Annotated in this window: 24 protein-coding genes; 15 read left to right on the top strand and 9 right to left on the bottom strand. The window is 64.7% G+C overall.

All coding sequences use genetic code 11. The annotated features are described in order from the left end of the window. Positions 1–28: 28 nt before the first annotated feature. The 5 genes from AACH87_RS19325 to AACH87_RS19305 all read left to right on the top strand — a co-directional run bounded on the left by AACH87_RS19325 (position 29) and on the right by AACH87_RS19305 (position 6,187). A complete protein-coding gene (locus AACH87_RS19325; RefSeq protein WP_338796169.1) occupies positions 29–2,416 on the top strand; it encodes a TonB-dependent receptor in 2,388 nt (795 codons plus the stop codon). A 75-nt stretch (positions 2,417–2,491) separates the two neighbouring features. Further along, entirely contained in the window at positions 2,492–3,052 is a 561-nt protein-coding gene (locus AACH87_RS19320) for a YcnI family protein (RefSeq protein ID WP_338796168.1), read from the top strand. Between the two features lie 137 nt (positions 3,053–3,189). Next, positions 3,190–3,699, top strand: coding sequence for a copper chaperone PCu(A)C (locus tag AACH87_RS19315; protein WP_338796166.1), 510 nt, complete (start codon positions 3,190–3,192; stop codon positions 3,697–3,699). 114 nt (positions 3,700–3,813) lie between these two features. Further along, the gene (locus AACH87_RS19310; RefSeq protein ID WP_338796164.1) at positions 3,814–4,782 is read left to right on the top strand and encodes a PhaM family polyhydroxyalkanoate granule multifunctional regulatory protein; all 969 of its coding nucleotides are present in this window, start codon (positions 3,814–3,816) and stop codon (positions 4,780–4,782) included. Between the two features lie 94 nt (positions 4,783–4,876). Further along, positions 4,877–6,187 carry an FIST N-terminal domain-containing protein gene (locus AACH87_RS19305; RefSeq protein ID WP_338796162.1) on the top strand — a complete coding sequence of 437 codons (1,311 nt, stop codon included), beginning with the start codon at positions 4,877–4,879 and terminating at the stop codon, positions 6,185–6,187. Between the two features lie 77 nt (positions 6,188–6,264). On the opposite strand, the gene AACH87_RS19300 is transcribed toward AACH87_RS19305, so the two are convergent. Then, on the bottom strand, positions 6,265–7,158 hold the full coding sequence (locus AACH87_RS19300; protein ID WP_338796161.1) for a rhodanese-like domain-containing protein: 894 nt from the start codon (positions 7,156–7,158) through the stop codon (positions 6,265–6,267). After that, complete coding sequence (locus tag AACH87_RS19295; protein WP_338796159.1) at positions 7,127–7,429, bottom strand: hypothetical protein; 303 nt, start codon at positions 7,427–7,429, stop codon at positions 7,127–7,129. Before AACH87_RS19295 ends, AACH87_RS19300 begins: the two co-directional genes overlap by 32 nt. Before the next feature lie 349 nt (positions 7,430–7,778). Here AACH87_RS19295 and AACH87_RS19290 point away from each other — a divergent pair, with 349 nt between their 5' ends. From AACH87_RS19290 to AACH87_RS19280, 3 genes are all read left to right on the top strand, one after another. Beyond that, complete coding sequence (locus AACH87_RS19290; protein ID WP_338796158.1) at positions 7,779–8,990, top strand: sulfite oxidase; 1,212 nt, start codon at positions 7,779–7,781, stop codon at positions 8,988–8,990. A 33-nt stretch (positions 8,991–9,023) separates the two neighbouring features. Further along, positions 9,024–9,374, top strand: a complete 351-nt coding sequence (locus AACH87_RS19285; RefSeq protein WP_338796157.1) for a cytochrome c — start codon at positions 9,024–9,026, stop codon at positions 9,372–9,374. A gap of 96 nt (positions 9,375–9,470) precedes the next feature. Further along, positions 9,471–10,256, top strand: coding sequence for a fumarylacetoacetate hydrolase family protein (locus tag AACH87_RS19280; RefSeq protein ID WP_338796156.1), 786 nt, complete (start codon positions 9,471–9,473; stop codon positions 10,254–10,256). Between the two features lie 92 nt (positions 10,257–10,348). Here the strand turns inward: AACH87_RS19280 and AACH87_RS19275 are convergent, their stop codons facing one another. Both AACH87_RS19275 and AACH87_RS19270 read right to left on the bottom strand, forming a co-directional pair. Beyond that, positions 10,349–10,813, bottom strand: coding sequence for a hypothetical protein (locus AACH87_RS19275; protein ID WP_338796155.1), 465 nt, complete (start codon positions 10,811–10,813; stop codon positions 10,349–10,351). A gap of 172 nt (positions 10,814–10,985) precedes the next feature. Beyond that, positions 10,986–11,756: a helix-turn-helix transcriptional regulator gene (locus AACH87_RS19270; RefSeq protein WP_338796154.1), complete on the bottom strand. Its 771-nt coding sequence runs from the start codon at positions 11,754–11,756 to the stop codon at positions 10,986–10,988. Between the two features lie 148 nt (positions 11,757–11,904). Here AACH87_RS19270 and AACH87_RS19265 point away from each other — a divergent pair, with 148 nt between their 5' ends. From AACH87_RS19265 to AACH87_RS19255, 3 genes are read left to right on the top strand one after another with little or no spacing between them, the layout of a single operon-like run. Further along, positions 11,905–12,753 (top strand): hypothetical protein, encoded by an 849-nt coding sequence (locus tag AACH87_RS19265; RefSeq protein WP_338796152.1) that lies wholly within the window; start codon positions 11,905–11,907, stop codon positions 12,751–12,753. Between the two features lie 49 nt (positions 12,754–12,802). Further along, positions 12,803–14,746, top strand: a complete 1,944-nt coding sequence (locus AACH87_RS19260) for an MFS transporter (RefSeq protein ID WP_338796150.1) — start codon at positions 12,803–12,805, stop codon at positions 14,744–14,746. Continuing rightward, on the top strand, positions 14,743–15,294 hold the full coding sequence (locus tag AACH87_RS19255) for a hypothetical protein (RefSeq protein ID WP_338796149.1): 552 nt from the start codon (positions 14,743–14,745) through the stop codon (positions 15,292–15,294). Before AACH87_RS19260 ends, AACH87_RS19255 begins: the two co-directional genes overlap by 4 nt. A 67-nt stretch (positions 15,295–15,361) precedes the next feature. Here AACH87_RS19255 and AACH87_RS19250 read toward each other — a convergent pair whose 3' ends face one another. Together AACH87_RS19250 and AACH87_RS19245 are read right to left on the bottom strand one after the other, a co-directional pair. Beyond that, positions 15,362–16,309, bottom strand: coding sequence for a tripartite tricarboxylate transporter substrate binding protein (locus AACH87_RS19250; protein ID WP_338799023.1), 948 nt, complete (start codon positions 16,307–16,309; stop codon positions 15,362–15,364). A gap of 182 nt (positions 16,310–16,491) precedes the next feature. Beyond that, positions 16,492–17,508, bottom strand: a complete 1,017-nt coding sequence (locus AACH87_RS19245; protein WP_338796148.1) for a 1-aminocyclopropane-1-carboxylate deaminase — start codon at positions 17,506–17,508, stop codon at positions 16,492–16,494. Between the two features lie 156 nt (positions 17,509–17,664). On the opposite strand from AACH87_RS19245, the gene AACH87_RS19240 reads away from it, so the two are divergent. Together AACH87_RS19240 and AACH87_RS19235 are read left to right on the top strand one after the other, a co-directional pair. Continuing rightward, a complete protein-coding gene (locus AACH87_RS19240) occupies positions 17,665–18,201 on the top strand; it encodes an Lrp/AsnC family transcriptional regulator (RefSeq protein WP_338796147.1) in 537 nt (178 codons plus the stop codon). 176 nt (positions 18,202–18,377) lie between these two features. Next, the gene (locus tag AACH87_RS19235; protein ID WP_338796146.1) at positions 18,378–20,015 is read left to right on the top strand and encodes a methyl-accepting chemotaxis protein; all 1,638 of its coding nucleotides are present in this window, start codon (positions 18,378–18,380) and stop codon (positions 20,013–20,015) included. 21 nt (positions 20,016–20,036) lie between these two features. Here the strand turns inward: AACH87_RS19235 and AACH87_RS19230 are convergent, their stop codons facing one another. The 3 genes from AACH87_RS19230 to AACH87_RS19220 all read right to left on the bottom strand — a co-directional run bounded on the left by AACH87_RS19230 (position 20,037) and on the right by AACH87_RS19220 (position 23,104). Beyond that, positions 20,037–20,951 carry an EamA family transporter gene (locus AACH87_RS19230; protein ID WP_338796145.1) on the bottom strand — a complete coding sequence of 305 codons (915 nt, stop codon included), beginning with the start codon at positions 20,949–20,951 and terminating at the stop codon, positions 20,037–20,039. 47 nt (positions 20,952–20,998) lie between these two features. Continuing rightward, positions 20,999–21,589 (bottom strand): hypothetical protein, encoded by a 591-nt coding sequence (locus AACH87_RS19225; RefSeq protein ID WP_338796144.1) that lies wholly within the window; start codon positions 21,587–21,589, stop codon positions 20,999–21,001. 330 nt (positions 21,590–21,919) lie between these two features. Then, positions 21,920–23,104, bottom strand: a complete 1,185-nt coding sequence (locus tag AACH87_RS19220; RefSeq protein WP_338796143.1) for a saccharopine dehydrogenase NADP-binding domain-containing protein — start codon at positions 23,102–23,104, stop codon at positions 21,920–21,922. Positions 23,105–23,479: 375 nt separating this feature from the next. Here AACH87_RS19220 and AACH87_RS19215 point away from each other — a divergent pair, with 375 nt between their 5' ends. Together AACH87_RS19215 and AACH87_RS19210 are read left to right on the top strand one after the other, a co-directional pair. After that, complete coding sequence (locus AACH87_RS19215) at positions 23,480–23,914, top strand: hypothetical protein (protein ID WP_338799022.1); 435 nt, start codon at positions 23,480–23,482, stop codon at positions 23,912–23,914. 77 nt (positions 23,915–23,991) lie between these two features. Then, positions 23,992–24,792 carry a DUF2145 domain-containing protein gene (locus AACH87_RS19210; RefSeq protein WP_338799021.1) on the top strand — a complete coding sequence of 267 codons (801 nt, stop codon included), beginning with the start codon at positions 23,992–23,994 and terminating at the stop codon, positions 24,790–24,792. Positions 24,793–24,869: the final 77 nt, after the last annotated feature.

Raw genomic sequence — 24,869 nt, 5'->3', positions numbered from 1 at the left:
CCTGTTTGGCTTGTTATCAGGAGTTTCCATGCGCAAGAGCCGCATGGCGCTGGCGTTGGCCAGTGCCTTTCCGTGTGTTTTCGTTTCATCGTTGGGCGTGCTCGCCCACGCCCAGACTGCCCCGCCCGTTGTTCCTGTGGCGACCGTTGCGCAGGATGTGCCTGCGTCTGCTGCCAAAGCTACCAGCGCATCACCTGCCCAGACCACCGCGCCCGTCAAGGAACTGGGCGTGGTCACCATCAGCGGTGGTCAGCCCACCTCGCTGCCCACGCAGATCCCCACCACCATCGAGGGCGTGACGCGCGAGCAGATCGAGCATGCGATCAACGCCACCGACAGCGAAGACGCCCTCAAGTACCTGCCCAGCCTGCTGGTGCGCAAGCGCTACATCGGCGACTACAACCACGCTGTGCTGTCCACCCGCGCCTCGGGCACGGGCAACCCGGCGCGGTCCATGGTGTTTGCCGACGGGATTCTGCTGAGCAACTACCTGGGCAACGGCCCCACCAACGCGCCGCGCTGGATGCTGGTCACGCCCGAGGAGATCGAGCGCGTGGACGTGCTCTACGGCCCGTTTTCGGCCGCCTACGCCGGCAACTCAGTGGGTGCAGTGGTGGACTACGTCACGCGCATGCCCACAAAGTTTGAGGCGCACGGTAAGGTCAGTTACCAGCATCAGCCGTTTGACTTGTACGGCACCAGCACCAGCTACGCGGGCAAACAGGTCAGCGCCTCAGTGGGCAACAAGAACGGCGACTGGTCCTGGTTCCTGAACTTCAACAAGACCGATAGCGAAGGCCAGCCGCTCACCTTCCCCACGCGCCTCGTGTCTGCAGGCGCCGTGGGCAGCGCGGGCACACCCGTGACGGGCGCTGTGCTGGGCAATAACCGCAGCAACCAGCCCTGGTACCTGCTGGGCACCGCCACGCAGTACCACACGCAGCAAGACCACATCAAGGCCAAGATCGCCTACGACTTCTCGCCCACCGTGCGGGCTGCCTACACCTTTGGCTGGTGGCACAACGAGTCCGAAGGGCGACCCACCAGCTACTTGCGCGACGCCAATGGCAACGCGGTCTACAGCGGCACCGTGAACATCAACGGCCGCTCTTTTGCGCTCACGCCGACGGATTTCAACGTTTCCAACGAAGACCTCACGCATTTCATGCACGGCCTGTCGGTCAAGAGCCGCACGCAGGGCACGTTCGACTGGGAAGTGGCCGCCAGCGTGTACGACTACCAGACCGACACCTTGCGCGCCGCCACCGTGGCGCTGCCTGCGGCGCTGAACGGCGGGGCAGGGCGTATCGTCAACAGCAAGGGCACGGGCTGGAATACGCTGGCTGCCAAGGGCACTTGGCGGCCCGATGGAATGCAGGGCGCGCACATTGTGGACTTTGGTCTGCAGCGCGACAGCTACCAGTTGCGCACGGTGGAGAACGCTACGACGAACTGGGTCAGCGGTGACGCAGGCGCCCGCAACCAGGCCTTCAACGGAGACACCCAACTGCTGGGCCTGTGGGCGCAAGACACCTGGAAGATCGCACCCCAGTGGAAGGCCGTGCTGGGGGCGCGCGCCGAGCGCTGGAGCGCCAGCAATGGTCAGACGGGCAACGCCACCACGATCGTGGGCCACCCTGAGCGCAACGAAACCTATGTCTCGCCCAAGGCGGCCGTGGCCTACCAGGCCAGCGACCTGTGGGTGCTCAAGGCATCGACCGGCCGCGCCGTGCGCATGCCCACCGTAGCCGAGCTGTACCAGGGTGGCATCAGCGGCAGCGGCACGCTCATCAACAACGACCCCAACCTCAAGCCCGAAAAGAGCTGGACCACCGAGCTGACGGCCGAGCGGGACCTAGGCAACGGGCTGCTGCGCCTGACAGCATTCTTTGAGCGCACCAAGGACGCGCTGTACTCGCAGACCAATGTGCTCGTCACGCCCAACGTGACCAATGTGCAGAACGTGGACGCCATCCGTACCAAGGGCCTGGAGCTGTCGTACCAGGCCGCCAACGTCTTCGTGCGCGGGCTGGAGCTGGGCAGCAGCCTGACTTGGACAGACTCCAAGATCACGCGCAACGACAAGTTCCCCGCCAGCGTCGGCAAATGGCAACCACGCATCCCCGAGTGGCGCGCTACCGCCGTGGCCACCTACCGGCCGGACGATAAATGGTCATACACCCTGGGCGCGCGCTACAGCGGCAAACAGTACAGCACGCTCGACAACACCGACCCCAACGGCTTTGCCTACCAGGGCGCAAGCCGCTACTTCACCACCGACGTGCGCGTGCGCTACCAGGTCACCAAGCAGGTCAGCGCCGCGGTGGGCATCGACAACCTGAACAACTACAAGTTCTGGAACTTCCACCCCTACCCGCAGCGCAGCTACATGGCGGAGCTGAAAGTAGATCTGTAACCCCCTGAGTGGCTGCGCCGTATCCCAGATGGGGCGCACCAAGGCAATGAGTCGTTTCAACGTAAAGGTCGAAAGATGAAAAAAAACACTATGAAAAAGATAGCTGCTTGCGCTTGTTTAGTAAGCGCTACAGCCCTGTTTGGCACTGCATCCGCCCATGTGGTGCTGGAATACCAGGTCGCCCCGGCGGGCGCCAGCTACAAGGCCACTTTCAAGGTCGGCCACGGTTGTGGGGCATCGCCCACGCGCCAGGTGGTGGTGGATATTCCCGAGGGCTTCAAGGGCGCGCGCCCCCAGCCCAAGCCGGGCTGGACGCTGGATGTGCAGCGCAGCAAGCTCGCCACGCCCTACACCAGCCATGGCCGCAGCGTGACGGAAGACACCACACGCATCACCTGGACAGCCAAGACCCCTGAGGACGCGCTGCCCAGTGCCTACTATGATGAATTCGTGCTGGTCGGCCAGACGCCTGACAAGGCCGGAGCCCTCTACTGGCCCGTGCGCCAGGTGTGCACCGAGGGCAGCAGCGACTGGATCGAAATCCCCAAGGCGGGCCAGAAACTGCACGATCTCAAGTCGCCTGCAGCGCTGCTGGAAGTGCTGCCCCAGGCGGGTGGCGGAGGCCATCAGCACTGAGCTGCTGCCCCGCCCGTCTGGCCCAAGGGCTCGCGGGCGGTGGGGGCAGCCCGGCACCAGCCCGCGGCCCTCAGCCAGCCATTCCGTTTTTTTGCTGTTTCCGTGTTTCCGTGTTTCTGTTGTGAAGGAGTGAATCCATGTTTTTGATCCGTACGTCCGCGGCCCTGGCCTGTTTGCTGGCTGGCGCAGCCTTTGCCCAGACCGCCAACGTCAAGGTGGAAGGCGCCTGGGCCCGGGCCACAGTGCAAGGCCAAAAGGGCACCGGCGCGTTCATGAAGCTCACCGCCCCCGAGGGCGCAAAGCTGGTGGGCGCCACATCGCCCGCCGCAGGTGTGGCCGAGGTGCATGAAATGAAGATGGAGGGCGATGTGATGAAGATGCGCGCCCTGCCTGTGCTGGATCTGCCTGCAGGCAAGACCGTGGAGCTCAAGCCCGGCGGCTACCACATCATGCTGCTGGACCTGAAGGCTCCTCTGGCACCCAACACGTCGGTGCCGGTCACCCTGACCTTCAAGGACGCCAAGGGCGCTGAAGTGAAGCAGGAACTCAACCTGCCCGTGGCCACCAGCGCACCTGGCACCGCACCCGGGGCCGCCCCAGGCGCAGCCACCGATGCGGGGCACCAGCACGGCGCGCACAAGCACTGAGGTCCAGCGACCGCTGGGCTGCCCTGGAGAGGGGCCATGGCGAGGGATTGCACCCTCGCCATGGCCTGCTGCGTGGAGTAAGCTGCCTGCATCTTTCACCCACCCACAGCGGCCATGAGCGACACCTCCTCTTTCGGTTTTGGCAAATTCGTCCCCGGCTTTGATTTTCTGCAAAGCCTCGCCAAGGGCGCAGCCAGCGGCATTCCGCAAATGCCCCAGCTCTCCAGCTGGGTGGCTCCCACCCTCAGCGTGGAAGAGCTGGAAAAACGCATCGACGAACTCAAGGCCGTGCAGTTCTGGCTGGACCAGAACAGCCGCGCACTCACCGCCACCATCCAGGCGCTGGAAGTGCAGAAGATGACGCTGGCCACCCTCAAGGGCATGAACATGAGCATGGGCGACGTCGCCCAGGCGTTCAAGTTCCAGGGGGCCGAGACGGTGATGCAGAACATGCAAAAGGCCGCAGAGACCTTTGCGGGCGCTGCCCGTGGTGCGGCTGCCGCCCCCGCCGCCAGTGCGGCGTCTGCGCCCACCCCTGAGCCCTCGGCGCCCCCCGCGCCTGCTGCGGCCCCAGCGGCCAAGCCGGAAGAACCCGCGGGGCAGGAGGCCCCCCAGGCCAGCACGCAGGACGCCGCTGCACCGGGCGTGGTGGACCCTCTGCACTGGTGGAATGCCCTGACCACCCAGTTCCAGCACATTGCGTCCACCGCCCTGAAGGACGTAGCCCACCACAGCAGTGCCATGGACAGCACCCAGCACTTTGCCCAGGATGCCCTGAAAAAAGCCACCGACATGGCCAGCCACCTGGCCACCCAGGCTGCACAGGGCGTGCAACACCTGACGGAAGCAGCCCGCGCAGCACAAGCGGAAATGGCCGCCACGGCCACCGCCGCCGGTCGCAGCGCCCAGACCAAGGCCGCCAAAGCCCCTGCACGCAAGACATCCACCGCCAAGGCAGCCTCCAGCAAGGCTGCTGCGGGCAAGGCCAAGACAGCCCCCAAAACAGCCGCCAAGGCCGCATCCAAAGCCAAGCCCACCCGCAACACCGCCGCCAAGGCACCGGCGCGCAAGCCTGCCCGCTGAGGGGGCTCCAGGATTACGCTGGCAACACCCGCCGACGCACGGGGTCAAGCGATTCATGGGCCAGGGTCATCATCCACCGCGCTAAAGTTGCACCATGACCCTCTTTCCTACCGGCCACGCCACCCACCCCCAGTGGCGCATGGCAGCAGCCCTGGTGGTAGCCCAGTTGCGCGCGCAGATGGCTTTGCCCATGTATGCCGCCGCGCCCACGCTGGGCTTGCTCTACATCACCGACCATTACGCCAACGACGCCCGCGAACTGCTGGAGTACCTGGCCGCAGAACTGCCCGAGGTGACCGACTGGAGCGGCACCGTGGGGGTGGGCGTGTCGGCCCACAATGCCGAGTACTTTGACGAGCCCGCCCTCACGCTGATGCTGCTGGACCTGCCATCAGACCAGTACCGCGTGTTCTCGGGCGTGGCTCCGCTGCCTCGCCATCCGGCCAGCGGTTTTGTGGCCCACACAGCCCTGGTACATGCCGATGGGCACACCCCTGAACTGGCCGAGCTGCTGCAGGAGATGGCAGGCCGCACCGACACCGGTTACCTTTTTGGCGGCCTGAGTGCCAGCCGCACGGCCCCGGTGCAGTTTGCCGTGGGTGGCAATGGCAACATGGCCGGGCAGGGCGCCGCCAGCGGGGTGTTTGGCGGCGGGCTTTCGGGTGTGGCCTTTGGTTCCCAGGTGCCTTTGCTGTCGCGCGTGACGCAAGGATGCCAGCCCGTGGGGCCGCTGCACACCATCACCGCATCGGCTGACAACGTGGTGCTGGAGCTGGACCATGAGCCTGCACTGGATGTGCTGCTCGATACCCTGCAAGTCAGCCTGGAAGGGGACGACCCCCAGCCCGCGCTGCGCAGAGTGCGCGCCACGCTGGCCGGGCTGGTGGATGCAGGCGAGCAGCCCATGGGCCGGCAGCGCACGGGCCACTTTGGCACCGACACCCGCGTGCGCCACATCATCGGGCTGGACGGATCGCGTCGGGGCGTAGCCCTGGCTGAGCATGTGCAGTCAGGCATGCACCTGGCGTTTTGCCAGCGCAACGTGGCAGCGGCCCGCGCTGACCTGATGCGCATCTGCGCCGAAATCCGCGAAGAACTCTCGCCCGAGGAGCTGGAGCACACCCCTCTCGATGCGGCTCCCACCGCGGCAGGCGTGGCCCCCGCGCCGGGCTCTGCTGGGGGCCTGGGTACGCCTGGGCCAGCCACCGGGCGCACCATCCGTGGGGCCATTTACGTGAGCTGTTCCGGCCGCGGCGGCCCGCACTTTGGCGGCCCCAGTGCAGAGCTGCACATTGTGCGCCACGCGCTGGGCGACGTGCCGCTGGTGGGTTTTTTTGCAGGGGGCGAAATTGCCCACCACCACCTGTATGGCTACACCGGTGTGCTGACGGTCTTTACCGACTGAGGCCCCGCTTTTGCCATGGCCATGGGCGCAGTCCTCCGTGCTGGCTGACTGCGCATTTCACGCAGAGATTGTGGGGCTCAGCCGCCTTCGGTGGGCAGGCCTTCGGCGTCCCACTCCGGCAGGCCGCCGCGCAACCAGTACACGTTCGCAAAGCCTTTGTCTGCCGCCACCTTGGCGGCCTTGTAGGACTTCCAGCACTCCGCGCCGTTGCACGAAAAGATCAGGGGCTTGCTGCGGTCCAGCGTCTCCAGCGCCTTGAAGTCGTCCTGCTCGGGGTTGAACGCCACATCTTTCAGACTTTTTTCACCGTAGGCCGCCCACACCGCGCCGCGAATGCGTTTGGTGCGGTATTCCTTCTCCGTGCGGGTGTCGATCACCAGGGCCCCCTGGGTTTGCAGCTGCAACGCGTCCTTGGCAGACACGCGCTTGACTCCAGGCAGCGCGTTGGGCGTGAACAGGCCCAGCTCAGCCACCTTCTGGTATTCGTGCACGGCAGGGCGCATGGCTACGGGGGCCAGTCCTGTGTCTGCCGATGCCGTGCTCAGCCACTGCATGAGCTTGCCCCGCACCTCTGTGGGCAAATCCTTGCGCACCACGGCGCTGAAGCCACCCGGCACCGGGCGGGAGCTGGCCAGTTCCTTGGCCACCCCCGGAAAGGTGGCCGACCACTTGGCCCATTCCTCTGCGCGCACCACGGTGGCATCTGCAGTGCCCAGCGTGAGGGCGCTCAGCCCTGCCTGCGGATATTTCTCATGCCGCACGGCCTTGAGATCCTTGAAGGACAGGCCCGCCTCGTTCAACATGCCGCGGGCCATGTAGGTGTAGACCGAGTCCTGCTGCGGCAGGTACAGCCGCTTGCCTTTCATGTCCGCAACCGATGCGATCTGGCTCAGCCCCACCAGCACAAAATGGTCTGATTTCTGATTGCACCCCACCAGTTCATAGCCCCGTTGCAGGGCCGATGCCGCCACCCTGTGGCGGGCCGATGAAAATGTCGAACCCCGCGCTGCGGGTGGCGCGCATCACATCCGCCAGGTCTTCGCTGGTGGTCACCGTGACGGGCTGCCCCGCCGCTTTGGACAGGCCCGCCTCCAACGCGCTGCGCAATATGGAATGCCCGGCCTTCTTCTCGGTGGGCTCCACCGCCACGATGGCGGTGAGCTGGGCCTGCGCGGCGGTGCCCAGCAGAGTGCCCCACAGCAGGGCCCACCCTGCAACATGGTTTCGGATCCTTTGCTGCACGGTCTTCCTCCTTGACGAACACATTGCGTTCTTTGAACAGGTTCTTGTGGCTTGCTTTAGGGGGTTCCGGGTGCTGCCAGTCACGACCCGGATTCGGCGCAAATTTTGTTACGCAGGTGTTAAATATGCATCGGTGGATGGCGGTGTCAACAAGCGTTGTGCAGTGTTGCCACTGGTTACAAGCAGGTGCTGTCCGGCAGACCAAAACGGGGTGCAGCCCTCCAGAATGTGATGCCACTTTGCAGTCATGACAAAGCTTTCTGGCTTGCTGCCTTCCCGGCTCCGCACGGCTGTCCGGGTGCGGGCCGCGTCGAATTCGCCACATCTTTTTCTGAGGAGGAGTTCACCCATGAGTCAACCCGCTACATTGCCCCGCCGCCATGTGTTGGCTGCCAGTGCCGCAGCCCTGAGCGCTGCCGGCCTTGCCAGCTGGACAGGCGCTGCCCAGGCCCAGACGGCAGCCGCAGCACCCAAGGCGCTGCCCGGCTACGCAGGGTGGAAGAGCAGCAATGCCCTCATCGTGCACAGCAGCAGCACACTGGAGACCCGGCGCGCCGTGTTTGGCACCAGCGTCATCACCCCGGCCAGCCAGCTGTATGTGCGCAACAACCTGCCGGCACCCGACGCGGCCATTCTCGACAACCGTGAGAGCTGGGCCGTCAGCGTGGAAGGCGTCAAGAACCCCCGCTCGCTCACGTTGGCAGAGCTCAAGACCCTGGGCATTGAAACCGTGGCCACGGTGCTGCAGTGTTCTGGCAATGGGCGCGGTTTCTTCCCCAGCAAACCCAGCGGCACACCCTGGACGGTGGGGGCCGCAGGCTGCGTGGTGTGGAGTGGCGTGCCCGTGCGCAACGTGGTGGCTGCCCTGGGCGGGCTGGCCAGCGGGGCCGCCTATGTGACCGGGACCGGGGGCGAAAAACTGCCCGAAGGCGTAGACCCGCTGACCGTGCTGGTGGAGCGTTCGGTGCCCATCAAGGCCATGGACGATGCCATCCTGGCGTGGGAGATGAATGGCGAGCCGCTGTCTCTGGCCCATGGCGGACCGCTGCGCCTGATCGTGCCCGGCTACCAGGGGGTGAACAACATCAAATACATCAAGCGGCTGGCCTTCACCGAGGCGCAATCGCAGGCGCGCATCATGCAGCACGGCTACCGCATGACGCCGCCCGGCTCCAAGGCCAGCCCCGACCAGCCCTCGGTGTGGGAGATGTCGGTCAAATCCTGGATCAATGGCCCGCTGCCCGAGCAAGGCCAGCTCAAGGCCGGTGTGGTGCAGGTGCATGGGGTGGCTTTTGGTGGCACCCGCGGCATCAAGGGGGTGGAGGTTTCGGTGGACGGTGGCAAAACCTGGCAACCCGCACAGCTCATCGGGCCCGACCTGGGCCGCTTCGCGTGGCGGCAGTTTGTGCTGCCCGTGCGCCTGGGGGCGGGCACGCATGTGCTGGCCAGCCGCGCCACCGATACGGCGGGCAATGTGCAGCCTGCTCAGCGTGAGGAAAACGAAGGTGGCTACAACAATGCCAGCTGGGTAGACCACGCAGTCACCGTGCAGGTGGCTTGAGTGGCAGGTACCTTGCACGCACGTCCAGGCGCCGTGTCCGTCCGCAAAGCGTCTGGTGCGCTGGCCGTGTGGAGCGCGCTGGGCTGCGCGCTCTGGGGTGTGGTGCCTTTGGCACTGGCGGCAGACCCGGCGGAGCTGGCCCGGGGCAAGCAGCTGTTTGGCAGTGTGCAACCGGCCTGTGCCACCTGCCACACCTTGCAGGCTGCGGGGGCTGAGGGGCAGGTGGGCCCCGTGCTCGATGAGATCAAGCCCGATGCCCAGCGGGTGCTGCGCGCCCTGCGCAATGGCATCGGTGCCATGCCCTCGTTTGCAGAGAAAATAAGTGAGAGTGACATGCAGGCCCTGGCCCGTTTTGTGGCGGAGTCCACCGGGGCCAGTCGCTGACATTCCTGCTTTTGCAGTTTCTGTTGCAGGTTCATCGACCGGCGGAGCGTTGTGTGAGCAGCCCCGTCGGTTTTTCATTCCCCTTGCCAATCCGATATGACCATGGCCTCTGCCTTTGATCCCCTTGCCGCAGCCCAGTTGCTGACCCAATCGCGTCTGGGCCAGATTCCCCGGCCACTGGATTTGCCACCGGCCCTGTGCCCGAAGGATGCCCCCCAGGCCTATGCGGTGCAGGATGCAGTGGTGCGCTCGCGCGGCCCCGTGGCTGGCTGGAAGGTGGGCGCCTCCGGCCCCGAGGCTCTGCCCTCGCGCTCTGCCATCACTGCAGACAGCATCTGGACCAGCGATGAAGGACGGCCTTTGCCGCTGGACACGGTCCGCAATGTCGTGATCGGTGTGGAGGCCGAGCTGGTGTACGAGTTGGGGCAGGACTTGCCCGCGCGCGCCACCCCGTACACGCCCGCCGAAGTGCTTGCGGCCATGCGTTCGGTGCGGGCGGCGATTGAAGTGTGTGACACGCGCTATGCCGCCTGGGGCACGCAAAGCGCGTGGTGCCGCATGGCCGACCAGGCGTGCCATGGGGCGCTGCTGGTGGGGTCGGGGCGGCAGGATGTGTCTGCTGTGGAGCCGCTGCAGTTGCCTGTAACGCTTTCAGTCAATGGCTCGGTGGCCGTGCAGCGCAGTGCCTGGGGCAACCCTGCGGGCGATCCGCTGCGCCTGCTGGTGTGGCTGGCCAACGAGGGGGCGCGCAGCCTGGGCGGGTTGCGCGCAGGCCAGTGGGTCACCACCGGCTCCTGCACCGGCACCGTGCTGGTGGCGCGGGGCGCCACCGTGGTGGCAGAACTGGGCGGCGTGGGCCGGGTGGAGTTGCTTTGCCAATAAAGCGCTGACCGGGCAAATCCCACCGCCCCTATGCCCGGCGTTAATTCGTTGAAGGGGGGGGAGTTCACCCAAGGGGGCATCCCGCGGGCCTATCAGGGGCGCCGTGGATTGTCTGGGTGCCGGTCGTAGCGATTGGGCACTCCATCTCCGTCCCGGTCGCGGTCATACCGGTTGGGAACACCGTCCCCGTCACGGTCCCATCCACCGGGCTGCATGTACCAGCGGCCTTCGCGTTCGTGCCATTGGGCAGGACGGTAGTGGTAGCCGGGGCGCATCTTCGTCCAATAACCGCTCATCCAGACGTGCCGGTGGCCTCGCCATTCCCAGTGGCCGGGCACCCACACCATGCCGCGTCGTGGGGCGGGCACCACTTCGTAGCGAGGCGGTGGTGGGGCTTGCACATATTGCACCTGCACAGGGCCGCTTTGCACCACCACAGCCGTGGTCGGCCCTGCATGGGCTGCCGGGGTGATCGCCAGGGTGCCCACTGCCAGGAAGGCACTGCACAGCGTGGTTGAGAGTGATTTGGAAATGACGGGAAGCGTCAGACGCATCATGGTGGTCTCCTTGTGGCAGCCGGCTGGGTTCAGCCCATGTCTGCATCTTGGACCTGCCATGTCAACCGTTGTGCGTGGTTGTGCGAAGTGTTGTGACGCAATGTAGCCAGATTCCGGCGTTGGCGTTTCATGAAGAAAATGCCTCTGGCGCCCGTTGATTAAGCGCAGCAAGCTATTGATTTGATAGCGTTGAGGCTGCCTGGGGTTGCGCCATCCGCCGCATGCTGGCAAACACTTCAAACTCCCAGCTGCGCAAAGCCAGCAGCAGGGTGTAGCCCTCCAGTTCCCTGGGGGGCAGCTTCTGGTCGGCCAGGTGCTGCTGCGCAAAATCCTGTGCCACGCGCTGCATCCGTTCCATGAAGGCAGGCGCCAGTGCGCGGCTGATGGTGCCGTGCACCAGCAGCACCCCTTCGCCCGGGCCATCAAAGCCGCCCGCAAAGTAGTCGAGCAGGGCGTGATCGCGGAAGTAATGCATCACCGGCCCGTGGGGCCGCCAGCGGAAGGTCTTGGCCAGCTTGAGGCGGTAGCGGTTGAGCGGGCGCAACTCAATGATGCCAATGCGGTCAAGCTGGGCCAGGTACTTGATGCCTTCCGCCTCCGTCAGGCGGTAGGTGGCCACCACCTGCTCCAGCGTCCACTGACTGAGTACGCAGATCGCCATGAGCAGCAGCTTCTTGTCGGCCACCACGGCTTTTTCCTGCTCGTGCGTCAGTTCCTTGAGCAGCGGCTGGCTCTCTGCCACGCGGCGGGCGAGGTCGGCAAAGTCCAGCGCCAGGGCTCGGCAAATGGCGTCGATGCGCGACAGCGGCATGTCTCCCTTGGCCAGCATGCGCTTGACGCTGGACTCGGCCATGCCCAGCGCCTGCGCCAGGTCGGCGTAGGTCATCTGCGCGGTTTTCAGCTCCTTCTTCAGGGCGGTCACCAGATCTGCGGTCGTGCTCATGGGGCCTCTTGCATGGTGGCGTAGGTATCAAATAAGGATACCTGAAGTGCTTTGGGTAGCCCTGTGAGCGACTTTTTGCGGCCAAATCCGGGCACCGTTTGCACACTGCGCTCCATCTTGTGTTGCCGCCCTGGGAGGGGCTCTCGCCATGAACGCTGTGCATTCCTTGCCTACATCCACACGCCGCTGGCCCGCGCTGCAGCGCGCTGAGTGGGGGCTTCTCATCGCTGCAGTGGTGCTGCTGTGCGCTGCCGTGTGGGGGCCACACCTGCCAGCCAGCGCCCACCAGCACGACTTTGCGGACCAGCGCGGCTGGTGGGGCCTGCCCTGCGCGCTGGATGTGCTCAGCAACCTGCCGTTTGCTGTGGGGGGCGTCTGGGGGCTGGTGTGGCTGCGCCGCCTGGGGGCCGTGCGCCTGTGCATGGCCACCCGCGCCACGGCAGCGCTGTTCTTTGTGGGGCTGGTGCTGATCACCGCAGGCTCCAGCTGGTACCACTGGCAGCCCGACGATGCAGGCCTGCTGTGGGACCGCCTGGGCATGTCCGTCGCCTTTGCTGGCCTGCTGGGCCTGGCGATGGTGGGGCGCATCAGCCCCCGCGCAGGTGGGGCTACGGCGCTGGGCCTGCTGGTGGCGGCCCCCGCTGCTGTGCTGGTCTGGGCCCACACCGGCAACCTGATGCCTTGGGCCGTGGTGCAGTTTGGCGGCATGCTGGCGGTGCTGGCCCTGGCCTGCCTGCCCCACCGCCACGGCGCGTTGGTGTTGCAGCTGGGTGTCGTGATTGCCTGGTATGCCGCCGCCAAGGTCATGGAGCTGGCCGACCACGCTGTGTATGAGGCCACCGCAGGCTGGGTGTCGGGCCACACCCTCAAGCACCTGCTGGCTGCTGGCGCTGCCTTGCCCGTGCTGTTTGCCATGGCGCGTCTGCACCACAGCCGCTATATCGCCGTGCCGCTGCCACGCCGCGCCATGCAGAATGGCGGGCAACGTGGGCAGTGACGCTGCGCGCACAACTCACCACCCCACAAAAAGCCTTGAGGAGAACCGCATGAACCCCCAGCCCGGGCAGCCCGCCGCGCACCCAGCGCACCCTGCCCACGATGAGCCCAACCAGTTTGCCCTGCTACGCCAGCGGCGCTTTGCTCCGTTTTTCTGGACGCAGTTTTCCGGCGCTGCCAACGACAACCTGTTCAAGTTTGCCTTCACTGTGATGGTGACCTACCAGCTCAGCGTGTCATGGCTGCCCGCCACGATGGCGGGGTTGGTGATTGGTGCGCTGTTCATCCTGCCGTTTTTGCTGTTCTCGGCCACCTCTGGGCAGCTCACCGACAAGCATGACAAGACGAGCATGATCCGGTTCGTGAAGAACCTGGAGATCGTCATCATGGCGCTGGCGGCCTGGGGCTTTGTGGCCAACAACGTGCCGGTGCTGCTGCTGTGCACCTTCCTCATGGGGCTGCACTCCACGCTGTTTGGTCCCGTCAAGTTTGCCTATATGCCCCAGGTGCTGAGCGAGCGCGAACTGACGGGCGGCAACGGCATGGTGGAGATGGGCACCTTCGTTGCCATCTTGCTGGGCCAGGTGGCCGGTGGGCTGCTGGTAGCCATGCCCGGCATTGGCCATACGGCGGTGGCTGTGGGCTGCGTGGCTTTGGCTCTGGTCGGGCGTTTGGTGGCGCAGTTCATTCCCTCCGCCCCCGCCACCGATCCCCACCTCGTCATCAACTGGAACCCTTTCACCGAAACCTGGCGCAACCTCAAGCTGGCGCATGGCAACGTGGTGGTGTTCCGCTCGCTGCTGGGCATCAGCTGGATGTGGTTCTTCGGCGCTGTGTTCCTGTCGCAGTTTCCGGCTTTGGCCAAAGAGGTGCTGCACGGCAACGAGCAAGTGGCCTCGCTGCTGCTGGTCGTCTTCTCGGTGGGCATTGGCGTGGGCTCGCTGCTGTGCGAAGTGCTGTCGCGCCGCCATGTCGAAATCGGCCTGGTGCCCCTGGGGGCCATTGGCATGAGCGTGTTTGCGGTGGACCTGTACTTTGCCACCCGCAGCCTGCCCCCTGCCGAGATGATGGGCGCTGCAGCCTTCCTGGCGCAGCACCAGCACTGGCGTGTGCTGCTGGACCTGGCGCTGCTGAGCCTGTTTGCCGGGCTGTACAGCGTGCCCATGTACGCGCTGATCCAGATGCGCAGCCAGCCCACGCATCGGGCCCGCATCATCGCGGCCAACAACATCCTGAACGCGCTGTTCATGATCGGCAGCTCCGTCATCGCCGGGGCCTTGCTGGGCGCGGGCTTCACGGTGCCGCAGGTCTTCCTGTTCACGGGCATTGCCAATGCTGTGGTGGCGGCCTACATCTTTTTGCTGGTGCCCGAATACCTGCTGCGTTTTGTGGCCTGGGTGCTGTCGCGCTTTGTGTACCGCTTCAAGGTGCGTGGCGATGAGCACATTCCCACCACGGGTGCCGCCATCCTGGCGTGCAACCACGTGAGCTTTGTCGACGCCGTGCTGCTCATGGCTGCCAGCCCCCGGCCCATCTACTTTTTGATGGACCACCGCATCTTCCGTGTGCCCGTGCTGGGCTGGCTGTTCCGCCTGGCCAAGGCCATCCCGGTGGCGTCTCAAAAAGACGACCCAGCCACTTACCAGGCGGCTTTTGACCGTGCTGCCCAGGTGCTGCGCGAGGGCGACTTGCTCGCCATCTTCCCCGAAGGTGGCATTACCAAAGATGGCGAGTTGCAAGAGTTCAAGGGCGGCATCATGAAGATCATCGAACGCGCCCAGGCCGATGGTCTGCAGGTTCCCGTGGTGCCGATGGCGTTGACCAACCTGTGGGGCTCGTTCTTCAGCCGCATCGAACAGGGCACTGCCATGGCAAAGCCCTTCCGCCGTGGCATGTTCAACCGGGTGGGCTTGAATGTGGGCCCCGCCATGGAGCCTGCTCATGTGCAGCCTGCGGTGCTGCGTGAACATGTTGCGGGGCTGTTGCAGGCATGAGCAGCACCGAATCCATTTCTACCATGCCAGCGGCAGCGTTGGATGCGGCAGACCAACATGGTGTGACCGAGCGTATCCTGGATTTTTTGCGCGGTATCGGCTTGCCTGTATGCGAGGCCGACGTACCCGATGGCAGCTTTTTACCGGGCGTGCGCATCGAGCGCGGCGGGCTGCGCGTTGACCGGAAGCGACTGCGCTGGCCGGGGGATCTTCTGCACGAGGCGGGTCACTTGGCGGTGGTGCCTGCTGCCCTGCGATCCACGATGGACGATGCTTTGCAGGACCTGCCCGCTGTACCCCATGGCGGTGAAATCGAAGCCACCGCCTGGGCTTGGGCCGCTACGCAGCACCTGGGGCTGGACGCTGCCGTTCTTTTTCATGAGGGTGGATACCACGGGCGGTCCGCCAGTCTGCGAACCACTTTCGGGTTGGGCGTGTACTTGGGCGCGTCTGGCCTGGCGGCTGCCGGACTGGCCTTGCTGCCTTCGCAGGTACAGCCCGGTGAGCAGACAGCTTACCCGCACATGCTGGCTTGGCTCAGGGCTTGAAGGCTCGCAGCCATCCCAATCGCCGTGGGCCGCACTGCGTCACGTGGCCGTTGTCTTGCCTTCTTCTTCAGTCTGCCCGGATATTGGCCCGCTGCGCAATCGCACGCATGCGCGGCAGTTCGCCGTCAATGCGGGCGGCTACGGCGGCTGCGGGTTCGTAGGCGTGCTCCAGGCCACTGGCTACCAGTTTGCTGCGCACCTCAGGGTCTGCCAGCGTTTCAGACAGGGCTTTTTGCAGCTTCGCCTTGGCCTCGGCAGGTGTGCCGCGTGGCGCCACGATGGCCAACCATGAATCCGCCGAGAAGCCCGCGTAGCCACTTTCGGCTACGGTGGGTACGTCCGGCAATTGCGTGGCGCGCGTGGCGCCGGTCACTGCAATCGCCTTGATTTTGCCGCCCTTGAGTTGTGGCAGGGCCGCCGCCACGGTATCGACCGAGAGTGGAATCTGCCCGCCGATCAGGTCGTTCATCGCCGGGGCGCTACCCTTGTAGGGCACGTGCGTAAGCTTGATGCCCATGGCGGCCCACATCAGCTCGCCCGCAAAATGCCCGGTGGTGCCGTTGCCAAACGATCCGTAGACGTACTTGTCGGGAGCAGCCTGCACAGCTGCTGTCAGCTGCTTCAGGTTGGTCACTGGCACATCCTTGTGCGCCAGCAAGATCAAGGGCACCCGTGCCACCATGCCGATGGGCTCGTAGCTTTTGACCGGGTCGTAGGGCAACTTGGGGTTGAGGGCCGGATTCACCGTGAAGGTCGATCCCGAGCTGATCAGCAGCGTGTACCCGTCGGCTGGTGCGTTGGCCACAAAGGATGCTCCCACGATGGTGCCTGCACCGCCTTTGTTTTCGATCACGATGGGCTGACCCAGGTGGTCGCTCAGCTTCTTGCTGATGAGCCGGGCCACGATGTCCACGGCCCCGCCGGGTGGAAACGGAACGACCAGTTGAATGGGCTTGGTGGGGAATGTCTGTGCCAGTGCGGCAGGGTTCAGGGTGCAGGCGGCCCATGCTGCCATGGCGACGGCGGCGCAGGTGCGCCGGGTTGGGCGTAGATCACTCTTCATATCCATGCTCCTCTTGCGGATGACTGCCAGAGAACGCAAGCCTGCGCACCGATGCGCGGGTTCGGCAGGCATTGCGGAATGCCGGGCCGCCCAGCGACCCGAAGGAGTGGGGCTGCGATCAGCCCGCGGCAGGTTCAGCCGTTGCGGAACAGGAAGCTGTACGCGTTGAGCGCAGGCACGCCGCCCAGGTGGGCATACAGCACGCGCGAGCCCTCGGGGAACTCGCCCTTGCGCACCATGTCGATCATGCCGTGCATGGATTTGCCTTCGTACACCGGGTCGGTGAGCATGCCTTCCTGGCGGGCGCACAGGCGAATGGCTTCGAGCGTGCCTTCATTGGGCAGGCCGTATTCGGGGCCGCCGTAGCGGGTGTCCAGCACTACGTCCTCGGCCGTGATCTCCTGGCCCAGCTCCACCAGCTTGGCGGTGTTCTGCGCAATGCGCAGAATCTGCGCATGGGTCTTCTCGGGCTTGGCCGAGGCGTCAATCCCGATCACCTTGCGTGCGCGGCCATCGGCGGCAAAGCCCACCACCATGCCCGCCTGCGTGCTGCCCGTGACGGAGCACACGACGATGTAGTCAAACTTGAAGCCCAGTTCCTTCTCTTGCTGGCGCACTTCTTCGGCGAAACCCACAAAGCCCAAACCACCGTACGGGTGCTCAGAGCAACCGGCTGGAATGGGGAAGGGCTTGCCACCGGCCTTCTTCACGTCTTCCATGGCCTGCTCCCAGCTGGGGCGGATGCCGATGTCAAAGCCCGCGGCATCCAGACGCACGTCGGCCCCCATGATGCGGCTCATCTCGATGTTGCCCACGCGGTCGTACACCGCGTCGGAGTAGTTCACCCAGTTCTCCTGCACCAGCACGCACTTCATGCCCAGGTGTGCAGCCACGGCGGCCACCTGGCGTGTCTGGTTGGACTGGATGCCGCCAATCGACACCAGCGTGTCGTAGCCGCCCTTGATGGCTTCGGGAATCAGGTATTCGAGCTTGCGCGTCTTGTTGCCACCGAAGGCGAGGCCCGAGTTGCAGTCTTCGCGCTTGGCATACAGGTGCACCTTCCCGCCCAGGTGGGCTGACAGGCGCTTGAGGGGCGTGATGGGCGAGGGGCCGAAGGTCAGAGGGTGGCGTTCAAACTTTTGCAGGTTCATGGCGGTTTCCGTTCAACAAAGGGTGCAAGCCGACGGCTAGCAGTGCCTTCATCGTAGAAAAACTCCGCTGTGTGGTGGTTGTGAATTCAGTCCGGATTTCGGAGTTTTGCGTTCAGAATATTCACATTCATTTCTGAAAATTTTTCAAAAATCTGTATGTGTGCAACAAAAGTTCGTGCCAAGAGTGGCGGTGGTGCTGGCACTCCCCCGGTCGAATCTGCCTCCACGTCGCTCGACCGCACCGACAAGGCCATCCTGCGCCACCTGCAGCGGGATGCCTCGCTGTCCAACGTGGCGCTGGCCGAGAAGGTGCATCTGAGTGCCCCGGCCTGCCTGCGGCGGGTGGAGCGGCTCAAGCGGCTGGGGCTCATCGACAAGGTGGTGGCGCTGCTCAACCCGCGTGCGGTGGGGGCGGGCATGCTGGTGATGATCGGGGTGGTGCTGGACCGCTCCACCCCGGAAGCCTTTGCAGAGTTTGAAAAGGCGGCCGTCAAGATCTCCGGCTGCATGGAGTGCCATGTGGTCACCGGCGAGTTTGACTACTTCATGCTGGTACGCACCCGCGACAGCGAGAGCTTCAATCGCCTGCATGCCGAGCAGCTCATCTACCTGCCTGGCGTGCGGCAGGTGCGCTCGTTCATGGTGCTGCGCAACGTGCTCTCGACTACGGAGCTGCCGCTGGCCTTGTCCTGACGGTCCGGATGGTCCCGATACGCGTAGCGGTGGTCTTCGTGCCCAGGTCTTGGCGGGCATAACCCACTTTGCACCACCCCAGTGCGGTAGCCGCTTTCCGATTGCGGCGTGCGAGCACGCTATTTGCTTGGCATGTCAGCAGGTTCTCGCAGTTTTCCCACTCCAAGGAGCTTCCTATGCGTATCGTGGATCTGAAACTGGGTATTCGCCTCGGGGCATCGTTTGCCGCACTGCTGCTGCTCACAGCCGTGATTGCTGCGATTGGCGCCATCAACATACTGTCTCTGCGCTCCAGCAACGAGCAGGTGGCCAAGGTGGACATGCGCCGCATGGAGCTGGCGCAGGACTGGGAAACCGACATCCAGATGAACTGGCTGCGTACCGAGGCCATCCTCAAAAGCGGTGATGCCGCCTATGTGGAAAAGCAGAGCAAGGAGATTGCCGCTGTGTCGGAGGCCGCAGGCAGGCGGCTCGAGCAGATTCGCGGGTTGCTGGATTCGGACCGCAATCGCCAACTGTTTGAGCAGGCCAGCCAGATCCGCGACACCTACCGCGTCAAACGCGCCGAACTGGTCAAAGCCAAGCAGGCCGGGCAGGACGTAGGCGCTGCCGTGGATGCTGAGCTGGCGCCCCTGATCCAGAGCTACACCGGGGTGATTCACCAGCTGGTGCAATCGATCGAAACCCAGGTGGATCATGATCTGCACGCCGTCTCTACCCGCGCCAGCACGGGCCTGGTGTGGATGGCCTTGAGCGGTACCTGCGCCCTGCTGGCCGGCATTCTGCTGGGCTACCTGGCCACCCGTTCCGTCACTCAGCCCCTGCTGCAGGCTGTGCATGCCACGCACGCCATTGCGGCGGGTGATCTGGTCACGCCCGTGCACTCAGGCCGTCGTGACGAAGTGGGGCAGCTTCTGGAGGCGCTGGATGCCATGCGCCACAGGCTTGCGGACATCGTGACCACCGTACGTACCAGCTCGGAAACCGTGGCGGATGCCACCGCAGAGATCTCGCAGGGCAACCTGGACCTGTCTGCGCGCACCGAGCGGCAGGCCAGCGCGCTGGAGGAAACTGCCGCATCCATGGAAGAGCTGGACTCCACCGTGCGTCAGAACTCTGACAGCGCGCAGGCTGCTAGCAAGCTGGCAGACCAGGCCAACGTGGTGGCACTCAAGGGCGGCGAGGTTGTGGCCCAGGTGGTTGAAACCATGAAGGGCATCAACGAAAGCTCGCAGCGCATTGCCGACATCATTGGCGTCATCGACAGCATCGCCTTCCAGACCAACATCCTGGCCCTGAACGCAGCCGTGGAGGCCGCCCGTGCCGGTGAGCAGGGCCGGGGCTTTGCCGTGGTGGCCAGTGAAGTGCGGGCGCTGGCAGGGCGCTCGGCCCAAGCCGCCAAAGAGATCAAACACCTGATCTCTGCCAGCGTAGGCCGGGTGGAGCAGGGCTCCATGCAGGTGGACAAGGCGGGACACACCATGGAAGAGGTGGTGCACGCCATCCGCCGCGTGACCGACATCGTGCGCGAGATCAGCGCCGCCAGCGCCGAGCAGAGCGAGGGGCTCTCGCAAGTCAGCGAAGCCGTGATGCACATGGACCAGACTACCCAGCAGAACGCTGCCTTGGTCGAGCAAATGGCCGCCACGGCCAGCAGCATGAAGGCCCAGGCCCAGCAGCTGGTCTCTGCGGTAGCGGTGTTCCGGCTGGAAGGTGCTGACCAGCCCGCGCTGGGTTGGGCCAGCTCCCGGCAGGTTGCATTGCCAAGCCGTTATGCGCAGACCCTGCTGCCGGAGATGGCCGCTGCTGCGTAGTCGGCTTGGGGGCTCGGGTTGTTAAGGTGTGCCCGCGCTGACTGGGCGCAGCTTTTCCCAGAGTGGCTTGCCAAACAGGTTGACCAGCAGCCCGGCCATCAGCAGCCCGGCCCCCGCAAAGTGCACGGGCAGCAGTTGCTCGCCAAACACCCACCAGCCGGTGGTTAGCCCCACCACAGGCACCAGCAGGGTGAACGGTGCCACGCGGTTGACCGGGTAGCGCGACATCAGAAAGGTCCACAGCCCGAAGCCCAGCAGCGTGGAGATCCAGGCGATGTAACCCACCGCCGCCATTGATGTGATCGACAGGCCGCGCAACGCAGCCCACACCGCGGGTGCCCCATCCATCCACACCGCCAGCGCCAAAAAGGGCAGGGGTGCCACCAGGCTGGACCACACAATGAACGCGAACTGATTCATCGGCCCATAGCGCCCCACGGCCCGCGTGGCAATGTTTCCACACCCCCACAGCGCGGCAGCGGCAACCGTCAACCCAAAACCCGCCAGTGGCATGGACGCCCCGTGCGCGCTGCCGATCAGCACCAGCCCGCCCCCGGCCAATGCCAGCCCTGCCAACTGGTTGCCGTGCCACTTCTCACGCAGCCACCATGCCGCCAACAGCAGGGTAAAGAACGACTGCGACTGCAGCACCAGCGACGCCAACCCCGAAGGCATGCCGATGTGGATGGCTGTGAACAGCAACGCAAACTGGCCCACCGCCATCGTCATGCCATACAGCAGGTACAGGCGCAGCGGTACTTTGGGCGGCCGCACAAACAGCAGCGCCGGAAACGCCGCCAGCAGGTAACGCAGCGCGCCCAGCAGCATGGGCGGCACGCCGTTCAGGCCCACTTTGATCACGGCAAAGTTCAGGCCCCACACCACGATGACGAGCAGGGCCAGGCACAGGTCGCGGGGGCGCATGGGGATGTTCATGGAGCGCTGGGGGCTTACATTTGAAGTGCAGAAGTGCAACGGCCCCTTCAGTTACGAAATTGAAGAGACGGCTTTTCTCCGTAGATCGCCGCTATTTTTTCAAAGACACGATAGATGCCGGTTTTCTTGACTGCCTCGAGGTAGCCTGCCTCTTCCATGAATACGGCAGAGCTCCCGTCGCACATCACTCCGATGCCACGAAGCTCGCCCTGTTCGTCCTCACTGTCTGGGGCAATGAACCCGATGGTCACATGCCCGTAAACGTCGAGCGTGTAATCGATCGCATGGCTTGCGCAGAACTCGGCCATGTGGGTCTGCAACTCTTCAGTGAGTTTGTTCATGCCCGGTAGGTCGTCCTTGCTTTGCAGGCCGTACCGGCTGAAACCCACTTGAAAGTTGACCTCTTGCAGATCCACCCGGTCGAGCGCATCCCTCCATTCGCGAAGTGTCGTGAACGGAAGTCTTTCCTCGCCATAGTCTTCATGCTCTGCATCATAGGGGTAGCTCCACACGTCGGTTGGGTTATTGGCAGATGCCAGGCCCTCCTTTATCAGTAAATCCAGCACTTGCCTGGTTTTTTCGGGGCTTGCAAACGCTTCCTTGCTGATGGGCATCAGCAGGTAATTCGACATCGACATGGAGTTCCTTGATCGGTTCGTTGGTGGGCGTGGTGGCCACGGAATCGGCTTTGCGGATACGAAGTCCGCGCCAATATCTTAGAAGCGGAGAACAGCGCACGGCTGGACAGTTTGTCCACCGCCCCGCGTGTCGGTGCTGATGTGGGTCGCGATCAAGACGCTCGATGCTCTGACGAACTGCTCAAAACAATTGGAGGGGATGATGCAGGCAAAAAAGGCATGTAGCGTTTATGGAAAAAGCGCAGGATGCTTTATTTTTTATAGCAATTGTGTGCGTCTTCGCATCATCCATTCAACAACCCGTGCCGCTGTGGCTGGCCTGGCTTGCTGTCAACTCATCTCTTCCACCCCAAAACTCAGCCCCGCATTCGCCTGCAGTCGCGCCATCAGCGCATCCCCCATCGCGGGTGCCGTGGTCCAGATGCCGCCGGGCGTTTGGGTTGCGTCCTGCAGCAGGCAAATGGCCGATTCGGCAACCATCTTGGAGGTGGAGCCGTAGCCTGGGTCGCGGTCGCCTTTGACGCCCACGCGCAGAGCGTTTCCTGCGTCGTCGGTGCCCAAAAACAGCACGTCGTAAAAGCCGCTCTCGCGTTCCTCGCGCGAGGGGCCTTCGCCGGGTTGGGGGCCTTTGTCGGAGCCGAGTGATTTGTCGCCCGCCACGGCGTTGGCAAGGGCTTCGCCTTTTTCGCCGGGGCCGGTGATGAGCATTTCGTCATACACAAAATCAGTGCCGTAGGCGTGCCGCAGCAGCAGGTTGGAGCGGTGCACATTGCGCGTGTTGATGGCGGCCATGACGAACGGCGCCACCCACACACCATCGCCCAGAGCCTCGTCCACCATGGGCTTGTTGCCCGTGGGCTGGCGTGGTCCTTCAAAACCGGGGGTGAGCGAGAACGGGTTTTTCAGCAGGTCCAGCACGCCGGGCTGGGTTGCAGCGGCGGCCATGGTGGCCTTGAGGCTGGCGGCGGTGCCGCCCGAGAAGGTGCCCTTCATCTTGCGCACCCGGCCGCGCACGCGCGGTGCGGGATGGCCAAAGCGCTGGGCAAACTCCTTTTGCAGCAGGTACACGCCCAGGTCAAACGGAATCGAGTCAAACCCGCAGGAGAACACGATGCGCGCGCCGCTGGCTTTGGCCGTGGCTTCGTGGGCGTCGATCATCTGGCGCATCCAGGCAGGTTCGCCGCACAGGTCCACGTAATCCACGCCGTTGGCGGCGCAGGCGGCAACCAGTTCGTTGCCATAAAGCTGGTAGGGGCCCACGGTGGTCAGCACCAGGCGGGTGGCGTCCATCAGCGCCTGCAGGCTGGCGGGGTTGCTGGTATCGGTCACCACCAGCGGGGTGTTTGCGGGGGCTCCCAGCTCGTCGCGCACGGAGGCCAGCTTGTCGGCGTTGCGCCCGCCCATGGCCCAGCGCAGGCCGCTGCCTGCGGGGTAACGTTGCAGCAGGTATTCCACTACCAGGCGGCCTGTGAAGCCGGTGGCACCGTGGACGATCAGGTCATAAGGTTTGGTCATGGGGCTGAGGAGTCAGGAAAGAGGGATGGGTGCTGCGGCGCATTCTCTGGGCAGCCGCTGCGCCGGGCTGTCGCGTAGGCGTATTGGCAACATCGCAGCGGTTCGCTTACGCACTGTAAGCAGATGAATCATGAAAAAGTATCAGATAACGGTACTTTTTGGCCTGTGGGCCTGAACTGTTACGTTCCCACGCAGACAGGGCGCGGGCGAATGGGCACCATTCGGCTCCGTGTTCAACCCAGGCCTTTGCACAAGGTTCCTTCCATGCGTTTCTCTCTTCGCCCCGCTTCCGTGAGTTCTGCGCCCGCAGGGGGCTCGGCCCCTTCTGTGGCGGCTTCTGCGGCATGGCCTGTCTCTTCTTTCAACCGCTGGTGGATGGGAGCGCTGATGGCGGCTGGTGTGTGGTGTGCCGTGGTGGCCGCGCCTGCACACGCGCAGAGTGAAGCCTCTGCAGCCTTGTCAGTGTTGCCTGTGGCTTCGGTGGTGGGGCTGGCCGGGGCGACTTCGGCCGCTGGCGGCGCGGTGGCGGCGGTGCCCGCGGCCTTGTCAGTGGGTGGTGCGGTGCTGGTGGTCAAGTCGGTCGAGGCTTCGGCCACCGGCACGGTGTACTTGCTGGAGCGTGCTTCCGACGGGGCCAAGGTCAGCGTGGAGGTGGTGGGCCGCGGCGCGGGGGCCTCTGCCCATGCGGTGGGCAGCGCGGTGACGTGCAGTGTGATCGCCACGGGCGTGGTGCTTTCGGTAGCGGGTGAGGCGCTGGCCTTCATCCCCAATGCCATGGGCCGAGCCCTGCTGCACAACGAACGCCTCTGAGGACCTGCACCATGGCACAACCCAAGATGCTCAAGATGCACGCAACCGTCTCCCCTGGCCGCAATACCTGGCTGGCCATGCTGACCGTCGCCGTGGTGGCGGCCGCTGCAATGGTGGCGGTTCCGGCCCATGCAGGCCGCTCGTGCGACGAGCGCAAGCCGGTATCGGCCCAGACGGTGGAGCGCGGCATGGCCCTGGCGGCGCAGACGGCCCAGGCGCTGGACGCAGAGAACGAACGCAGCGGTGCCACCGTGGTGCTGGTGGGCCGTGCGGGGCAGGACCTGAGCAAGTACGGCCTGCGCTATTCGCACCTGGGCTGGGCTTACAAGACGCCCGAGGGCCCCTGGCGCGTGGCCCACAAGCTCAATGAGTGCGGCACGGCCGTGGGCCATGTCTACCGCCAGGGCCTGGGCGAGTTCTTTCTGGACGACCTGTGGCGCTACGACGCCGTGCTGGCGGTGCCCAGCGCCACGGTACAGGCCCAGCTGTGGCCGGTGTTGAATGACAACACCCGCGTGAAGATGCTGCATGCCCCGAGCTACAGCATGGTGAGCTACGCCTGGGGCACCAAGTACCAGCAGTCCAACCAGTGGGCGCTGGAGACCCTGGCCTATGCCATGGAGCCCACCACCGTGCGCACACGGGAGCAGGCACAGGCCTGGCTGCGGTTCAAGGGCTATGAGCCCACGGCGCTCAAGCTCGGCCCGCTCACGCGGCTGGGGGGCAGGGTGGGGTCGGCCAATATTGCGTTTGACGACCACCCCAATGAAAAGCGGTTTCACGACCGCATCGAGACCGTGACCGTGGACTCGGTGCTGGCCTGGATGCAGCGCAGCCAGCTGGCTGCGGCTCCGGCCACGGTGCAGGTGGGGCGCTGAGAGAGCCGCGCTGAGCTGCCAGCTTGATCCCTGGCAGATGAATCAAAAAGGCCTGTGGCGCAATCAATACAAGCGCT

It is taken from the genome of Acidovorax sp. DW039 (assembly GCF_037101375.1).
Lineage (GTDB): Bacteria > Pseudomonadota > Gammaproteobacteria > Burkholderiales > Burkholderiaceae_C > Acidovorax.
This window is presented reverse-complemented; position numbering and strand designations above follow the sequence as displayed.

What these genes read in the sequence shown, in the direction of transcription:
- AACH87_RS19325 (WP_338796169.1), top strand. Translation starts at nt 29, where the DNA reads ATGCGCAAGAGCCGCATGGCGCTGGCGTTGGCCAGTGCCTTTCCGTGT.
- AACH87_RS19320 (WP_338796168.1), top strand. Translation starts at nt 2,492, where the DNA reads ATGAAAAAAAACACTATGAAAAAGATAGCTGCTTGCGCTTGTTTAGTA.
- AACH87_RS19315 (WP_338796166.1), top strand. Translation starts at nt 3,190, where the DNA reads ATGTTTTTGATCCGTACGTCCGCGGCCCTGGCCTGTTTGCTGGCTGGC.
- AACH87_RS19310 (WP_338796164.1), top strand. Translation starts at nt 3,814, where the DNA reads ATGAGCGACACCTCCTCTTTCGGTTTTGGCAAATTCGTCCCCGGCTTT.
- AACH87_RS19305 (WP_338796162.1), top strand. Translation starts at nt 4,877, where the DNA reads ATGACCCTCTTTCCTACCGGCCACGCCACCCACCCCCAGTGGCGCATG.
- AACH87_RS19290 (WP_338796158.1), top strand. Translation starts at nt 7,779, where the DNA reads ATGAGTCAACCCGCTACATTGCCCCGCCGCCATGTGTTGGCTGCCAGT.
- AACH87_RS19280 (WP_338796156.1), top strand. Translation starts at nt 9,471, where the DNA reads ATGACCATGGCCTCTGCCTTTGATCCCCTTGCCGCAGCCCAGTTGCTG.
- AACH87_RS19275 (WP_338796155.1), bottom strand. Translation starts at nt 10,813, where the DNA reads ATGATGCGTCTGACGCTTCCCGTCATTTCCAAATCACTCTCAACCACG.
- AACH87_RS19270 (WP_338796154.1), bottom strand. Translation starts at nt 11,756, where the DNA reads ATGAGCACGACCGCAGATCTGGTGACCGCCCTGAAGAAGGAGCTGAAA.
- AACH87_RS19265 (WP_338796152.1), top strand. Translation starts at nt 11,905, where the DNA reads ATGAACGCTGTGCATTCCTTGCCTACATCCACACGCCGCTGGCCCGCG.
- AACH87_RS19260 (WP_338796150.1), top strand. Translation starts at nt 12,803, where the DNA reads ATGAACCCCCAGCCCGGGCAGCCCGCCGCGCACCCAGCGCACCCTGCC.
- AACH87_RS19255 (WP_338796149.1), top strand. Translation starts at nt 14,743, where the DNA reads ATGAGCAGCACCGAATCCATTTCTACCATGCCAGCGGCAGCGTTGGAT.
- AACH87_RS19250 (WP_338799023.1), bottom strand. Translation starts at nt 16,309, where the DNA reads ATGGCAGCATGGGCCGCCTGCACCCTGAACCCTGCCGCACTGGCACAG.
- AACH87_RS19245 (WP_338796148.1), bottom strand. Translation starts at nt 17,508, where the DNA reads ATGAACCTGCAAAAGTTTGAACGCCACCCTCTGACCTTCGGCCCCTCG.
- AACH87_RS19240 (WP_338796147.1), top strand. Translation starts at nt 17,665, where the DNA reads ATGTGTGCAACAAAAGTTCGTGCCAAGAGTGGCGGTGGTGCTGGCACT.
- AACH87_RS19235 (WP_338796146.1), top strand. Translation starts at nt 18,378, where the DNA reads ATGCGTATCGTGGATCTGAAACTGGGTATTCGCCTCGGGGCATCGTTT.
- AACH87_RS19230 (WP_338796145.1), bottom strand. Translation starts at nt 20,951, where the DNA reads ATGAACATCCCCATGCGCCCCCGCGACCTGTGCCTGGCCCTGCTCGTC.
- AACH87_RS19225 (WP_338796144.1), bottom strand. Translation starts at nt 21,589, where the DNA reads ATGTCGATGTCGAATTACCTGCTGATGCCCATCAGCAAGGAAGCGTTT.
- AACH87_RS19220 (WP_338796143.1), bottom strand. Translation starts at nt 23,104, where the DNA reads ATGACCAAACCTTATGACCTGATCGTCCACGGTGCCACCGGCTTCACA.
- AACH87_RS19215 (WP_338799022.1), top strand. Translation starts at nt 23,480, where the DNA reads ATGGGAGCGCTGATGGCGGCTGGTGTGTGGTGTGCCGTGGTGGCCGCG.
- AACH87_RS19210 (WP_338799021.1), top strand. Translation starts at nt 23,992, where the DNA reads ATGCTGACCGTCGCCGTGGTGGCGGCCGCTGCAATGGTGGCGGTTCCG.